The sequence below is a fragment of the Brevundimonas sp. genome, assembly GCF_016463295.1.
Taxonomy (GTDB): Bacteria; Pseudomonadota; Alphaproteobacteria; order Caulobacterales; family Caulobacteraceae; genus Brevundimonas.
The window spans coordinates 53,521-68,170 of the sequence record NZ_JAEMRO010000001.1 but is presented as its reverse complement, the minus strand read 5'-3'; the positions used below and the strand labels follow the sequence as shown (position 1 = coordinate 68,170).

Annotated in this window: 17 protein-coding genes; 2 read left to right on the top strand and 15 right to left on the bottom strand. The window is 64.9% G+C overall.

Annotated features, from left to right (window positions below; translation table 11 throughout):
* Positions 1-14: 14 nt before the first annotated feature.
* Together JHC81_RS00345 and JHC81_RS00340 are read right to left on the bottom strand one after the other, a co-directional pair.
* Entirely contained in the window at positions 15-881 is an 867-nt protein-coding gene (locus JHC81_RS00345; RefSeq protein ID WP_292169350.1) for an NAD(P)-dependent oxidoreductase, read from the bottom strand.
* Complete coding sequence (locus JHC81_RS00340) at positions 878-1,375, bottom strand: flavin reductase family protein (protein WP_292169349.1); 498 nt, start codon at positions 1,373-1,375, stop codon at positions 878-880. Before JHC81_RS00340 ends, JHC81_RS00345 begins: the two co-directional genes overlap by 4 nt.
* A 141-nt stretch (positions 1,376-1,516) precedes the next feature.
* Between JHC81_RS00340 and JHC81_RS00335 the strand changes: the two genes are divergently transcribed.
* Positions 1,517-2,419: a flagellar motor protein MotB gene (locus JHC81_RS00335; RefSeq protein ID WP_292169347.1), complete on the top strand. Its 903-nt coding sequence runs from the start codon at positions 1,517-1,519 to the stop codon at positions 2,417-2,419.
* Positions 2,420-2,519: 100 nt separating this feature from the next.
* On the top strand, positions 2,520-3,281 hold the full coding sequence (locus JHC81_RS00330) for an arginyltransferase (protein ID WP_292169345.1): 762 nt from the start codon (positions 2,520-2,522) through the stop codon (positions 3,279-3,281).
* Here JHC81_RS00330 and JHC81_RS00325 read toward each other — a convergent pair.
* The 13 genes from JHC81_RS00325 to pyrE all read right to left on the bottom strand — a co-directional run bounded on the left by JHC81_RS00325 (position 3,251) and on the right by pyrE (position 14,647).
* The gene (locus JHC81_RS00325; protein ID WP_292169343.1) at positions 3,251-4,285 is read right to left on the bottom strand and encodes a M48 family metallopeptidase; all 1,035 of its coding nucleotides are present in this window, start codon (positions 4,283-4,285) and stop codon (positions 3,251-3,253) included. The two genes, JHC81_RS00330 and JHC81_RS00325, sit on opposite strands and share 31 nt — an antisense overlap.
* A gap of 9 nt (positions 4,286-4,294) precedes the next feature.
* Positions 4,295-4,867: a LemA family protein gene (locus tag JHC81_RS00320; RefSeq protein ID WP_292169341.1), complete on the bottom strand. Its 573-nt coding sequence runs from the start codon at positions 4,865-4,867 to the stop codon at positions 4,295-4,297.
* Positions 4,868-4,956: 89 nt separating this feature from the next.
* Positions 4,957-7,161, bottom strand: a complete 2,205-nt coding sequence (parC, locus tag JHC81_RS00315; protein ID WP_292169339.1) for a DNA topoisomerase IV subunit A — start codon at positions 7,159-7,161, stop codon at positions 4,957-4,959.
* 39 nt (positions 7,162-7,200) lie between these two features.
* Positions 7,201-7,932: a DNA repair protein RecO gene (gene recO / locus JHC81_RS00310; RefSeq protein WP_292169337.1), complete on the bottom strand. Its 732-nt coding sequence runs from the start codon at positions 7,930-7,932 to the stop codon at positions 7,201-7,203.
* A complete protein-coding gene (locus JHC81_RS00305) occupies positions 7,932-8,417 on the bottom strand; it encodes a nuclear transport factor 2 family protein (protein WP_292169335.1) in 486 nt (161 codons plus the stop codon). The genes recO and JHC81_RS00305 overlap by 1 nt, the downstream gene beginning before the upstream one ends.
* Before the next feature lie 35 nt (positions 8,418-8,452).
* Entirely contained in the window at positions 8,453-9,064 is a 612-nt protein-coding gene (locus JHC81_RS00300; protein WP_292169334.1) for a flavodoxin family protein, read from the bottom strand.
* 57 nt (positions 9,065-9,121) lie between these two features.
* Entirely contained in the window at positions 9,122-10,354 is a 1,233-nt protein-coding gene (locus tag JHC81_RS00295) for a serine hydrolase domain-containing protein (protein ID WP_292169332.1), read from the bottom strand.
* A gap of 4 nt (positions 10,355-10,358) precedes the next feature.
* Positions 10,359-11,318, bottom strand: coding sequence for a GTPase Era (gene era / locus JHC81_RS00290; RefSeq protein ID WP_292169330.1), 960 nt, complete (start codon positions 11,316-11,318; stop codon positions 10,359-10,361).
* The gene (gene rnc / locus JHC81_RS00285) at positions 11,315-12,031 is read right to left on the bottom strand and encodes a ribonuclease III (RefSeq protein ID WP_292169328.1); all 717 of its coding nucleotides are present in this window, start codon (positions 12,029-12,031) and stop codon (positions 11,315-11,317) included. The genes era and rnc overlap by 4 nt, the downstream gene beginning before the upstream one ends.
* Positions 12,031-12,846, bottom strand: coding sequence for a signal peptidase I (gene lepB, locus JHC81_RS00280; protein WP_292169326.1), 816 nt, complete (start codon positions 12,844-12,846; stop codon positions 12,031-12,033). Before lepB ends, rnc begins: the two co-directional genes overlap by 1 nt.
* A 60-nt stretch (positions 12,847-12,906) precedes the next feature.
* Complete coding sequence (gene acpS / locus JHC81_RS00275) at positions 12,907-13,308, bottom strand: holo-ACP synthase (protein ID WP_292169324.1); 402 nt, start codon at positions 13,306-13,308, stop codon at positions 12,907-12,909.
* Positions 13,305-14,066: a pyridoxine 5'-phosphate synthase gene (locus JHC81_RS00270; protein ID WP_292169322.1), complete on the bottom strand. Its 762-nt coding sequence runs from the start codon at positions 14,064-14,066 to the stop codon at positions 13,305-13,307. The genes acpS and JHC81_RS00270 overlap by 4 nt, the downstream gene beginning before the upstream one ends.
* Positions 14,063-14,647 carry an orotate phosphoribosyltransferase gene (pyrE, locus tag JHC81_RS00265; RefSeq protein ID WP_292169321.1) on the bottom strand — a complete coding sequence of 195 codons (585 nt, stop codon included), beginning with the start codon at positions 14,645-14,647 and terminating at the stop codon, positions 14,063-14,065. The genes JHC81_RS00270 and pyrE overlap by 4 nt, the downstream gene beginning before the upstream one ends.
* Positions 14,648-14,650 lie beyond the last annotated feature (3 nt).

Here is a 14,650-nt window from a genome sequence, read left to right as displayed (position 1 = left end):
GGGCTTGGGCTGTTTCAGGCGTCGCTGGTCGTCTGAAGACGTGCTGCCAAACTGGACGTGTCCCAACGTGCTCCGCCCATGGCTTGAACCTCGGCATAGTAGCCATCAACCAAGGCTGTCATGTCCAGCCGCGCACCGTTGGCCCGGGCTTCGTCCAGAACCAGGCCCAGATCCTTGCGCATCCAGTCGACCGCGAAGCCAAAGTCGAACTCTCCACGCGCCATGGTTTTCCAGCGATTGTCCATCTGCCAGGACTGGGCCGCGCCCTTGGAAATCGCATCGTAGACCGCGTCGAGATCCAGCCCTGCGGACTGGGCGAAATGGACGGCCTCGGCCAGACCCTGGACGACGCCCGCGATGGCGATCTGATTGACCATCTTGGCCAACTGGCCCGAGCCTGACGGGCCCATGTGCTTGATGGCCTTGGAATAGACTTTCAGAACCGGTTCGACCCGCGCCAGAGCGTCGCCATCGCCACCCGCCATGACGCTGAGCTGACCGTTCTCGGCCCCGGCCTGACCGCCGGACACCGGCGCGTCGATGAAGAAGCGACCGGACGCCGAAGCCATCTCCGCCATCTCGCGCGCGACCACGGCGGACGTCGTAGTGTGATCGACGATGACGCCATCGGGCTGCATCTGCGGCAAGGCCTGCGACACGACTTGGCGCACGTCGTCGTCATTGCCGACGCACAGGATGAAGACCTCGGCACCCTCGGCCGCAACCTGAACCGTCTCCACAGATCGGCCACCCGTAAGCACTGCCCAGTGCGACGCCTTGTGGTTCGAGCGGTTGAAGCCCGTTACTTCATGTCCTGCATGAAGCAGATGACGAGCCATCGGGGCGCCCATGACGCCCAGCCCTGCGAACCCAATCTTCATGACAAGGGCTCCCGCGCTTCGCCGTAACGGCCACGGTAATAGGTCAGTGCATCGCCCGGTCGTGTCTCGAACCGTCGCACAGCGCCGACGATCGTCAGGTGATCGCCCATGACGATCCGGTCGTGGACGTCGCAATCCAGTCGGGTCAGGGCGTTGCGCAGCCGCGGCGGTTCATCGCTGGAACTGTCGAACTCTTCGGCCGACAGACGGCAGACGCCCCAGGCGAAACGGTCAGACATCTCCCGATCCTCGACCGGCAGAACGTGAACAGCGAACCGTTCAGCCGCCGCAAACGCATCATGACGTTCCGACTTGCGGTCCAGGCACCACAGGATCAGCGGCGGGTCCAGGGACACGGAGGTGAAGGAGTTGACCGTGATGCCGAACGCCCCCTCCCCCGTATGCGCCGTCACCACACACACGCCAGTCGCAAAGCCGCCCAAGGCCTTTCGATAGGCAGCGGCGTCGAAGTTGTCGGAGATCAGGTCGGTCACGCCTCGACGACTAGGCGACACTCTATGCGTCGGCAATGGCTTTGGTGCCGCACGGACGCTTGGTCGGTCGATTTGCAAACCGGTTCTTAACGCGCGCCCGCGATGGTGTGGCTAACAAACAGCGTTAAGGCATGGGACTCGATGGCTCTGAACGACCGCCCCATCATGATCAAGAAGGTCAAGAAGGTCGTCGGCGGCGGTCATCACGGCGGCGCGTGGAAAGTCGCCTATGCCGACTTCGTGACGGCGATGATGGCCTTCTTTCTTCTGATGTGGCTGATCAACACGACCGATCCGGAGCAGAAGAAGGGCATCGCCGAATATTTTGCACCGGCCAGCGTGTCCCAGACCACATCCGGGTCCGGCGGCATCCTGGGTGGCACAGCGCTGGGCGATGACGGGGCCAAGAGCTCGGGCAGCAACTCTGTCCTGACCGAACTGGCCCCAGAGGCTCCACCTGACGCGCCGCAGGACGCGGGCCAGAGCTCAAACCTCGCCGCCGCCAGCGAAGAAGCCTTGCGCGAGGAGATCGCTCGTCGCGAGGCCGCCCAGTTCGCCTCGGCCGCCGAATCGCTGCGCCAGGCCATGCAGTCCATGCCGGAACTGGCGGAGCTGTCGAAACAGCTGATCATCGACCAGACGCCCGAGGGGCTGCGTATCCAGCTGGTCGATCAGGAAGGCCGCTCGATGTTCGACAACAACTCGGCACGACCCAATGCGCGGGCCCAGCTGCTGCTGCGGGCCGTTTCGCGGGTTATCAACCAGTTGCCGAACCGCATTTCGGTGACCGGCCATACGTCCGCCCAGGCCGGCTCTAATCGGGCCAGCGCGCCGGGCGACTGGAGCCTGTCGTCGGAGCGCGCCAATGCCTCGCGCCTGATCCTCCAGAACGCCGGTGTGGATGCGGACCGCGTCTATCAGGTGTCCGGCAAGGCCGGGTCGGATCCGCTGTACCCCGACGATCCGTCCTTGGCCGGCAATCGCCGCATCGCCATCGTTCTGTTGCGCGAGGCGCCGGTTTTGCCCTCCGATACCAGCCTGTAGCCGCCATGGCTCTTGCGCGAAGCAGAGACGCGGGGCCAGATATCAACCATGATGCGTGGTCGCCCTCCTTTCCCGTCGCGAAAGCCCCGGACCTGAGCCGTTGACCCAGTTCGTCCCCCAGCGGCAGCTTCGGTTCTACATGACCTCGGTCGCGCCCTGCCCCTATCTGCCGGGCAAGACGGAGCGGAAGGTCTTCGCCAACCTGCCATTCAGCGATGGCGTCTACGTCAACGACGAACTGACCCAGGCCGGGTTTCGACGCAGCCAGAACATCGCCTATCGCCCTGCCTGCGAGAGCTGTGACGCCTGCATATCCGTGCGGCTTCTGGTGCGGGAGTTCGCCTTCAGTCGCTCGCAGCGTCGCATCCTGAGGCGCAACGACGATCTCACCCGCGATCTGGTCGAGGCCGAGGCGACGGTTGAGCAGTTCGATCTGCTGAAACGCTATCTGGGCCATCGCCATCCCGAGGGCGGCATGGCCTCCATGGGCTGGCTGGACTACATCGCCATGATCGAGGACACGGCGGTCCGGACGCATCTGATCGAATATAGGCTGCCTTCGTTGGACGGCGGCCCGGGCACGCTCGTCGGCGTCTGCCTTACGGACGTTCTGACCGACGGCCTGTCGATGGTCTATAGCTTCTACGATCCGGCGCTCAGCGCCCGCAGCCTGGGACGTTTCGCCATTCTGGATCATGTCCGCCAGGCGGCTCTGGTCGGCCTGCCGCATGTCTATCTGGGCTATTGGGTCCGGGGGTCGCGCAAGATGGACTACAAGTCCGATTTCCAGCCGATGGAGCAGCTGACGCGCCTTGGCTGGGAGCGGGTCGTTCAGCCGGTCGAAGGCACCGAGGTTTCGTAGCGCGGCATCGGTACCATCGGCGTCGTCTCCAGCCATGGGCCGGGATCGCGCCCTCCCCCGAACTTCACCAGCGCCTCGATCCGCTTGGCGATCGGGGGATGGGTGGCGAACAGGCCCTCCAGACCCTTGCCGTTCGGCTGGTTGTCCAGAAACATCTGCTGCACCTCGTCCGGGCCGGGCAAGGATGATCGGCCTTCGATCTTGCGCAAGGCCCCGATCATGGCATCCGGGTTCTTGGTCAGCTCGACCGCCCCGGCATCCGCGACATACTCTCGCGTGCGCGACAGGCTCATGCGAATGACGATGGCCAGACCATAGCCGACGGCCGCGATGACCAGACCGATCAGGATCAGCGGCATGGCGTTCTTGTTGTCGCGCCGTCCGCCACCGCGGGAATAGAACAGGCCGCGCAGGACCAGCTCCGCGACCACGCTGATGATGCCGGCGAAGATCGAGGCGATCACCATGGTCCGCACGTCCTTGTTGATGACATGCGTCAGTTCGTGGGCCAGCACCGCCTCCACCTCGTCGCGATCGAGCGCCTGCATAAGCCCGCGCGTGACCGTGACGCTGTAGCGGCCTTCATGGAGCCCGCTGGCATAAGCGTTCAGGCTGTCACTCTCGATGATGCGGAGCGTCGGGGTTCGAAGCCCGCGCGAGATCGCCAGGTTTTCCAGCAGGTTGTAGAGCTCTGGCTCAGACCGCCTATCAACCTTGCGCGCCCCGGTCATGGCATCGATCATCGACTGGTTGGCGAACCAGGCGATGGCGAACCAGATGGCGGAGAAAACGATCGCCAGCGGAATGGTGGTCGTCAGCCAGCGCGCCGCCCGGGCCATGTCCGCGCCGAGCGCGCCGCCAGAATTTGGCAGGATGCCGAACCCCATCAGCACCAGCTGCAACCCATACAGGATGCCGACCATCAGCACGGGAAAGCCTGCTAGCAGGATCACCGAGCGCGTGTTGTTCGCCCAGATGTGGGTCTGGAGACCGACAGCGGCCATGACTGAGGCCTAGAACTTCACCGAAGGCGGTGCGGCAGTCATGGCGGCGCGATCCCCCTCGCCCACGTCGAAAAAGGGCTTGTCCGCTCCATAGCCGACCATGCCCGCGAACAGGACGGTCGGGAACTGGCGGCGCACGGCGTTGAACTCGGCCACGGCATTGTTGAAGAACCGACGCGCGGCCGCCAGTTTGTTCTCGATGTCCGACAGCTCGGCCTGCAGCTGCTGGAAGTTGGCGTTGGCCTTCAGGTCCGGATAGGCCTCTGACACGGCGAACAGACGGCCCAAAGCCCCGGTCAGCATGTTTTCGGCCTGGACCTTGTCATTGACCGTGGTCGCGCCCGCAGCCGCCGCGCGGGCCTGGGTCACGGCGGCCAGGGTCCCGGCCTCATGCGAGGCATAGCCCTTCACCGTCTCGACCAGATTGGGGATCAGGTCTTGCCGCTGCTTCAGCTGCACATCGATATCGGCGAACGACTGATCCGCACGCTGATCCAGGGCAACCAGCTTGTTGTAGGCGCCGACGACGACGAACAGCACCACGGCCACGATGACGGCGATGACGATCAGGGTGATGAGCATGAACATCTCCAACCCGGCCCGGAATGGACCACTCAGGGATTATCGCGCGGCCATAAGGTGTCGGATAGTGAAATCGGCGTCACCTGTCCTCACCGGAACTTTCTGAGCCCTCTTGGTCCCTGACGTCCCGCGCCCGCGCGCTTGCCCAGCCAGTCCTTCCAGTCCGGCCAGTTCCGGCGCCGAGCGCCGCCATCAACCCATTCGGGGCCATGTGCGCCGTCGAAGACGGTCACATCCACCAGCCCGCCCTGCTTGTAGTTCTGCAGCTTGACGCCCTTGCCCCGGCCCATTTCCGGAAGTTCGGCGACGGGGAAGATCAGCGCCTTGATGTTGTCGCCGATGGTCGCGACGTGGTCGCCGGCGACACGCAGTACGGCCTTCAGCTCGCCGTTCAGCACCTGTTTGCCGCCACGTTTCTGAGCCAGCAGCTCGTCTTCCGGGGCGATGAACCCATACCCGGCACGTGACGCGACCAGCAGCTTTCCACCCGGCTGATGGGACAGCAGGGCCACGATCTCGGCCTTTTCGTCGAGATCAATCATCAGACGTAGCGGCTCGCCATGCCCGCGCCCGGACGCCAGCTTGTCTGCTCCGATGGTGAAGATGCGCCCGTCCGAGGCCGCGACCAGCAGCTTGTCGGTCGTATAGGCCGGCACCAGCCAGGCCAGGCTGTCGCCCTCCTTGAACTTCAGCTCCGAAGGATCCTCGACCTTGCCCTTGGCCGCCCGGATCCAGCCGCGTTCGGACAGGATGACGGTGATGGCCTCGCGCGGAATGAAGGCTTCGACGGCGGCGGCGAAGGCCGAACTGTCGACGGCTTCGGCGATGGTGGTGCGGCGTGGCGAAACCATGGCCTTGCGCACCGCCTCCAGGTCCTTGCCGACCTGTTTCCATTGTTTGGCGGGGGTGGTGGACAGCGACCTCAGGCCCGAAAGTTCTTCCATCAGGGCCTTGAATTCGTTCTCGATCGTCATCTCTTCGATCCGCGCCAGCTGACGCAGCCGGGTGTCGAGGATGAAGTCGGCCTGAAGCTCCGTCAGGCCGAAACGGGCGATGAGCACGGCCTTGGGTTGCTCTTCCTCGCGGACAATGCGGATGACCTCGTCGAGGTTCAGGAAGACGATCCGCAGGCCTTCCAGCAGATGCAGCCGCTTCTCGACCCGTTCGATGCGCCAGTGGGCCCGGCGCACCAGAACCTCGCGCCTGTGCTCCAGAAACGCCTGCAGGCACGCCTTCAAACCCAGCACGCCGGGCGTGCCTGTGCCGTCCAGGACGTTCATGTTGATCGGAAAGCGCACCTCCAGATCGGACAGTTTGAACAGGCTCTCCATCAGGACGTCGGCCTCGACCGTGCGCGATTTGGGCTCCAGCACCAGTCGGATGTCCTCGGCGGACTCGTCGCGCACGTCACCCAGCAGCGGGGCCTTCTTGTGCTCGATCAGATCGGCCAGATCGGCGACCAGCTTGGACTTCCCGACCTGATACGGCATCTCGGTGACGACGATCTGATAACCGCCGCGATCCAGCGGCACCCGCTCCCAGCGCGCGCGCAGACGCACGCCGCCCCGACCGGTCTCATAGGCCTCCAGGATCGAAGCATGCCCCTCGACAGCGACGCCACCCGTCGGGAAATCCGGCCCCGGCACGATGGCAACCAGGTCTTCGGTCGTCGCGTCCGGCCGCTCCAGCAGCAGCTGGCAGGCGTCGATCAACTCACCGACATTGTGCGGGGGAATGGATGTCGCCATGCCGACCGCGATACCGGACGAGCCGTTGGCCAGAAGGTTGGGGAAGCCGGCAGGCAGGACGACCGGCTCTTCGTCCTGATCGTCATAGGTCGGTTTGAAGTCGACGGCATCCTGGTCGATCCCGTCCATCAGCAGGACGGCGGCAGGCGTCAGCTTGCACTCGGTATAGCGCATGGCCGCGGCGTTATCGCCATCGATGTTGCCGAAGTTTCCCTGTCCGTCGACCAGCGGATAGCGCTGCGAGAAATCCTGGGCCAGACGCACAAGCGCGTCATAGATCGAGGCGTCGCCATGCGGGTGATAGCCACCCATGACCTCGCCGACCACCTTGGCGCATTTGCGGGCCGCGGCCTGCGGGTTTAGCCGCATCTGCTGCATGGCGTACATGATGCGCCTATGCACGGGCTTGAAGCCGTCGCGCACGTCCGGCAAGGCCCGGTTGGTGATGGTCGACAGCGCATAGGCCAGATAGCGACGGCTCAGCGCCTCGCTCATCGGTTCGTCGATGATGCGTCCACCTTCCGGCGGCGGGGTATGAATGGTCATGGCGTCCGAATCGATAATCCCAGCGCCGCAGTCTAGCGCCTAAAGTCGTCCTGCCTCGCCCAGCTTGTCGATCATCCACACCCGTGCGGGCGGTATGGGCCGGTTCTGGGGGTGAAAGACGAACTGCTCAAGGAAATGTCCCGTCAGGGCCAGGCCCGCACCAACATCACCTTCGCCCAGCCCCGCCTGCGCCCCCAGCATGAAGGGCGGCAGGGTGAGCAGCTTGTCGGCATAGGGCGCGCCGGCATTGCGGCTGACCGCGCGACCCGTCCGCGGGCTGACCCAGATCAGTTCGTCCATATTTCCCGTGACGGCGCAGCGGGACAGGTCCAGACCGAAACCCAGGTCCTCCAGCAGCCCGGCCTCGAACCGCACGAAGATGGCGGGCCAGACGTCGGGCAGGACGAAGGCTCCCATCAGGGCCTCGAACGCCAGGAAGGCTCCGGGATGAGGCTCCCGCTCCGGCATAGCGCCCTGCGCCACCGCCGCAGCGGCGGCGAGCCCTGTGAGAGCCATCGGGTCGTCGAACAGGGCGCTGGGCCCCTCCCCCAGCGGCTCCAGCCGGGCCGAGCCCAGATGATCGGAGGTGCGGGCGCGATAGTCGGCGGTCACGCGCGCGCCCGCCTGCAGAAACGGCTTCATCTTGCGCGACGCCCCGCCAGCCACATAGGCCGCGCGCCGGCCGTGATCCAGGGTCAGCAGCTCGACCACCACACCCGTATCGCCATGCGCACGCGCGGACAGCACGAAGGCGTCGTCGGTGAAATCCACTACTCGCTCGCAGCCCCGGTCATGGCCCGGTCCGTCTCGTAGCCCTTGATCGTATGGGCCACGGCTCCAGCCAGGTCGTTAGGAATGGCGAAGCTGAGTACATACTGTTCGATCTTCCAGCCTTCGTCCGTCAATCGCAGCACGCCTGAACCACGCACCTGGCCATAGCTGGCGTTGTCCAGCGTCTCGTCGAACCAGGCGATGCAGCGGCAATCGATGGGAGCAATGGTCAGGCTTCGTTCGCGGGGCGTGTAGGTCCAGCCTTGGCTCCTCGCGAAATAGGGCTCGGCATAGGCGCGAAAGGCCGCCAGCGACCAGTGCTCGCTAGCGTCGGTGCCGATGAAGCGGGCGTCGGGCGTGAACTGGGCGAAATACTCTTGGCCGTCAGCACGAGACGCCGCCTGATGCATGCGGTCGATTACCGCTTCAGCATCGGCCTCCGGCGATACGGAGAGCAGGGCAAAAGCAGCGAAGAGGCTCAGCATTAGCATGGCTCCAAAAACGAGCGGTCAGCCTAGCCTTACTCTCCGCTTTCCGGAACCGGATAGGTGGTCGGCTTCAGAACCTTGGCCAAGGCCAGCAGGTTGCGGGCGGCGTTGCGACCGACGCGGTCGGAATAGTCGTGACCTTGATCGGTTTCAACATAGTCCGGCCCGGGCCCTGGCCCCAGGTGCCAATAGGTCCAGCTCTGTCCCGGGATGGTGAAACCCATGTCGATCAGGCCCTGACAGACGGTGGCGACGATGTTGTGCGCCCCATCCTCATTGCCCGTAATGACGACCCCGCCCACCTTGCCGAAGGCGACTGGGCGGCCGCTGTCGTCGGTTTCGCCGAACCATGCATCCATTCGCTCGAGGGCGCGCAGACAGACGCTGGACATCTGCCCCAGCCAGGTCGGGGTGGCGAAGACGATGATGTCCGCCGCCTTCAGCTTCTTGTCCACCGACGGCCATTCGTCACCCTTGCCCTCGTCGGCACTGACCCCGGGTTTGATGTCCAGATCGACCAGACGGATCATCTCGACCTCGGCCCCACCCTTCTCGAGCTCGGCGATCACCACCTTCGCCAGGGCCTCCGTGCTGGAGGTCTGGGGCGACGGCTTGAGGGTACAGTTGAGGACGACGGCTTTCATGGGGGGGGCTCCGGTTTTCACCAGACCCAACCCCTGCGACGACAGCGCGTTCCAGGCTCAACGCGACATGGTCGTCGGAAAAGAATGCCCCAGCGCCTCGGCCATGGCCTGCTGGGAAATCAGGAAGACCGCATCACGCTGGTGGTAGTTGTTGGACAGGACGATCACCGTCACATCCTGATCCGGCTGGTGGGTCATCATGTTGCGGAACCCGGACCAGCTGCCGGTGTGGTAGATCTGGCGCTCGTTAAAGCCGGGGCTGACACGACGACCCAGACTGTTGGCGAAGACCCCATAGCCCCAGGCCCGGTGCGGTCGCCCTCGTTCGTCCGGCGTATCGGCTGGCGAATGGTCGGCGATCATCTGGGCATAGCTGGCGGGGGTCAGAAGATCGCCTTGATGCAGGGCCCGCTCCCAGATGAGAAGGTCGTCCAGCGTGGAATACAGCGCGCCTGCCGCGAAGATGATGGACAGGTTGGCATTCGGCTGCGGGGTCACCCCGCCTGCCAGATTGGCATAGCCCATGACGACACCGGACCGGTCGTCGTCATAGCCCGTATCCTTCATGCCCAGCGGTTCGAAGAAGGCGGTGCGGAGGTAGTCGTGCAGAGGCTGACCACTGGCCTTCTCGACCACGATGCCGAGCAGATTATAGGCCGCATTGTTGTAACCGACCTTGGTACCTGGCGTGAAGCTGAGCCCAAAACGCTTTGAGTCTTCTGTCAATTCCTGCGGCGTCGCTGGCGTGACCCGCCGATTGCCCCAGCCGGGTCGCGCCATCAGGTCCGGGATGCCGGACGTGTGCGACAACAGATGATGCAGACGGATCGGAGCCCAGGCGGGCGGGCAGTCCTCGATCCATCGGCAGAGGGGATCGTCCACCGACAGCTTGCCCTCGTCCTGCAGGCGCAGGATGGCGGCGGCCGTGAACTGCTTGCTGACCGAGGCCAGGCGGAAGCGGGAATCCAGCCTCAACGGCTCACCCGTCGCGCGATCCGCCATGCCATAGGTCTGGCGAAACAGGATCTGGTCGCCCTTCGCCACCAGCACCGCGCCCGTGAACTGATCGTTGGCACCCCAGCGGTCCAGATGCGCCTTCAGGTTCGGCAGGCTCTCGACCACGACCAGAGGCGGGCGTGACGGTGCGGAGGTTCCCGTCACAGCCGAGGCCTCGGCGTTGGGACGCACGCTGAACCAGCCGATCAGGCCGGCCGAGGCGATCAGCACGGCGCTGATGACCGCAATGGTCAGGCGCGGGTGGCCACCGGAATGTCGGGGGACGTGGAACAAGAGATCAGACGTCGAAATCCAGCCCGAACTGGGCGTACAGGGCGCGGCTGTCCTGCCACTTCGGATCGACCTTGACGGTCAGGAACAGGTGAACGGGCCGATCCAGCAACTCCGTCAGTTCCTCGCGCGACTTCTGCCCTATCCATTTCAGGGTCTGGCCGCCCTTGCCCAGGACGATGGGCCGCTGGCTCTCGCGCTCGACATAGATGGTCTGCTCTATGCGGGCCGAACCGTCGGCCTTGTCCTCGAAGGACGTCGTCTCGACCGCCGCCGAATAGGGCAGTTCTTCGTGAACGCGCAGATAGACCTTCTCGCGCGTGATCTCGGCGGCCAGAACGCGCATCGGCACATCGGCGGATTGGTCTTCCGGATAGAGCCACGGCCCCACAGGCATGGCGCGGGCCAGCCGCTGCTTCAGGTCGTCCACGCCATCGCCGCTCAGGGCCGAAATCATATAAACTTCGGAGTAGACACCTGTCTCGAACAGCTGATGCGACAGGGCCAGCAGGGTGTCGCGGCGCATGCCGTCGATCTTGTTCAGCGCCAGGATGACCTGTTTGCCGGCCGCCTTCAGATTGGCGATGATCGTTTCGGTGTCTTCAGCCGAGCGCCGATCCGCCGCCTGACCCTCCTTGCCCTCGGAGGCGATGTGCGAGGCCGCGTCGATCAGGTGGATCACCACATCGGCATCGTCCGCTCCGCCCCAGGCCGAGGCGACCATGGCCCGGTCCAGCCGGCGGCGGGGTGTGAAAATGCCCGGCGTGTCCACCAGCACGATCTGGGCGTCGCCCTCGATGGCGATGCCGCGCACGGGAAAGCGCGTCGTTTGGACCTTCTGGGTGACGATCGAAACCTTGGTGCCCGTCAGCCGATTGACCAGCGTGGACTTGCCGGCATTGGGCGCGCCGATGATGGCGGCAAAGCCCGCACGGGTGGTCAGGCTGCTGTCCTGGGGCTCGGTCAAATGACGCCTTCACGTTGCAACAGGCCGATGGCGGCCGTCTTCTCTGCGTCCTGACGCGAACGCCCCTGTGCGGTCAAGGGCGCATAGCCATCGACGTTCACCTCGACCGTGAAGGTCGGAGCGTGGTCGGAGCCCGTCCGTTCGAGAATGCGGTAGGTGGGCAGGGCCTTGGCCTGACCCAGGGCCCACTCTTGCAGCGCCGATTTGGGATTGCTGACCGAGCGCACGGGCGGCGCGGCCAGTTCGGCAGCCCAGGCGCGATCGAACACGGTCTGCGCGGCCTCCATGCCGCCGTCCAGCCAGGCGGCCGCCAGAAGGGCCTCCATCGCATCGCCCAAAACGCCTTCGCGACGCCGCCCGCCCTGTTTGGCCTCGCCGGGCGACAATCGCATGGCGGGCCCGACCCCGAGCGACTCTGCGGCGCGGGCGCAGGCGGCCTTGTCGACAAGCGCATGCAGACGCGAGGACATGTCGCCTTCGTTTGCGTTGGGGAAGTCGCGCATCAGCCGGTCGGCGACCAGCAGGCCCAGGACCCGGTCTCCCAGAAACTCCAGCCGCTGATTGTCGGCGAACGGGCGGCCACGCGCATCGCGCTCCGCCCCCTCCCCCACGCTGGCATGGGTCAGGGCAAGGTCGAGCAGGCGCGGATCGGCAAAGCGGTAGCCCAGGGCCGTCGACAGCGCGCGCACCGCCTCTGCGCGACGATCGGCCATCAGTCGAGGACGCGGAAGAACCGGCTTGGGCGGATGTTGGAGAACCAGCTGACCGGGTTCCACAGCGAAGCACCCGGCTCCCACGACAGCAGGATGATCTCGGCCTTGCCGACCAGGTTCTCTTCCGGGACCATGCCCACGCCCTGGGTCTGCTCGACCCGACTGTCGATCGAGTTGTCGCGGTTGTCGCCCATCATGAAGTAATGACCGGCGGGCACTTCGAACGCAGGTGTGTTGTCCAGATCGTTTCCGGGACCGAAATCCTGAATGGTGAAGGTCTTGCCACCCGGCAGGGTTTCGCGCGCCTGGATCACCTGCTGGCCAAACATGCCGGACAGTTCGTTGCCGGAGACCACCACGTCACGAACCGCGACGTTGTTGATGTGCAGCACGTTGTCGATCATCTGCACCCGGTCGCCGGGCAAACCGATCACGCGCTTGATATAGTCGGTGCGGTTGTCACGCGGCAGTTTGAAGACAGCGATGTCGCCCCGCTTCGGAGCCGAACCGAAGATACGACCTTCGAAAATCTCGGGGCTGAACGGCATCGAATGGCGTGAATAGCCATAGGACCATTTCGACACGACGATATAATCGCCCTCGTACAGGTTGGGCTCCATCGAGGCCGACGGGATGGTGAACGGCTGAAACAGCAGGACCCGCAGGACGAGGGCGATCAACAGGGCGTAGAAGATGGTCTTGAAGATCTCCAGACCCTCGTTCTGTGGCTTCTTCTTCTCGGTCTTGCCGCCACCGAAGATGGGGGTGCGCTTGATGTCCGTAACCGGCGCATTGGACGTGGTGTCGTCGCTCATCAGAAAGTCATTCCCAGCCGCGTGAACGCGGATCAAAGTCGAACGGTCGGTATAGGCTGATTACGCCACGGGCAAGGCTTCGATCACCACGAAGGCGAGTGCATAGGGGTGTTCGTCGCTCAGTGTCAGATGAATACGCGGCTCATGGCCCGGCGGCATCAGGCGATGCAGATGCTCGGCGGCATGACCGGTCAGGGCCAAGGTCGGCTGGCCCGTGCGCAGGTTCACCACCCCCATGTCCCGCCAGTAGACATCGGCCCGCATGCCCGTGCCCAGTGCCTTGGCGCAGGCCTCCTTGGCCGCGAACCGCTTGGCATAGCTCCAGGCCGGGTCCGGCTTGCGGTCGGAACGGGCGCGTTCGTGTTCGGTAAAGCAGCGCTGCTTGAACCGGTCGCCGAACCGGTCCAGCGAGGCCTGGATACGTCGGATGTCCGACAGGTCAGCCCCGACACCGATGATCATGCGGCAGGCTCGCGCGCCGCGTCCATCAGGGCTCGCATCCTGTCGATAGCCGGGCCCAAGCCGACGAAAATCGCCTCTCCGATCAGGAAGTGGCCGATGTTCAGCTCGGCGATCTCGGGGATGGCCGCGACCGCTGTGACCGTTTCATAGTCGATGCCGTGTCCGGCATGGACTTCCAGTCCCAGCCGAGCGGCCAGTGTGGCCCCGTCCCGAAGTGCGAACAGCTCCGCCTGCGCATCCTCGACCCGACCCTCGCGCACGGCGTCGCAGAAGGCCCCGGTATGCAGCTCGACGACGGCGGCCCCCGTTCGCTGGGCCGCGTGGATCTGTTCGGGGTCGGCCCCGATGAACAGCGACACCCTGCACCCCGCTTCATTCAGCTGACCGACGAAGGGCGTGATCCAGTTGTGGCCACCGACGACGTCCAGCCCGCCCTCGGTCGTGCGCTCCTCGCGCTTTTCCGGCACCAGGCAGACGGCGTGGGGGCGATGATGCAGGGCGATGGCCAGCATCTCCTGGGTGACGGCCATTTCCAGGTTCAGGGGCCGCGCCTGTTCTCGCAGCAGTGCCGACAGGCCATCGATGTCGGCATCCGAAATATGCCGACGATCCTCACGAAGGTGCGCCGTAATGCCGTCTGCACCGGCTTCCAAGGCCTCACGCGCCGCCCGGACCGGATCGGGATTCAGACCGCCACGCGCATTCCGCACCGTGGCCACATGGTCGATATTGACGCCCAGACGCAGAGGATGGGTCATCGGCTCAACCGCCGGCTACCCGGATCCTCAATGGGCAGGGCCGCCAGTTCTGGCGGCAGGGCATCCGCCGCATAGGCCGGCACATCCAGCGTCGCCAGCGCGACCAGCGGCACCCCGACGTCGGCACGACCGCCGGAGCGATCGACGATACAGGCCGCCGCGACCACCTCACCGCCCGCCGCCTGGATGGCAGCGATACATTCGCGCGAGGACAGCCCCGTAGTGACGATATCCTCGACCATCACGACCTTCTCGCCCGGTTCGACCTTAAAGCCGCGACGCAGCTTGAACTGTCCGCCCTCACGTTCGACGTAGAGCGAGCGCACCTTCAGGTGCCGCGCCGTCTCGTAGCCCGGGATGATGCCCCCGACGGCCGGGGAGATGGCGACATCGACCGCGCCGACAGTGGCTACGATCTTCTCCGCCAGCGCCTTGCACAGCCGCTCGCAGCGAGCCGTATCCATGAAGACCAGATTCTTCTGCAGAAAGACCGGGCTGTGCAGGCCGGATGACAGCACGAAATGCCCCTCGCGCAGGGCCCCGGCATCGCGGAATTCGTTCAGGACATCTTCGGTGTTCATGGC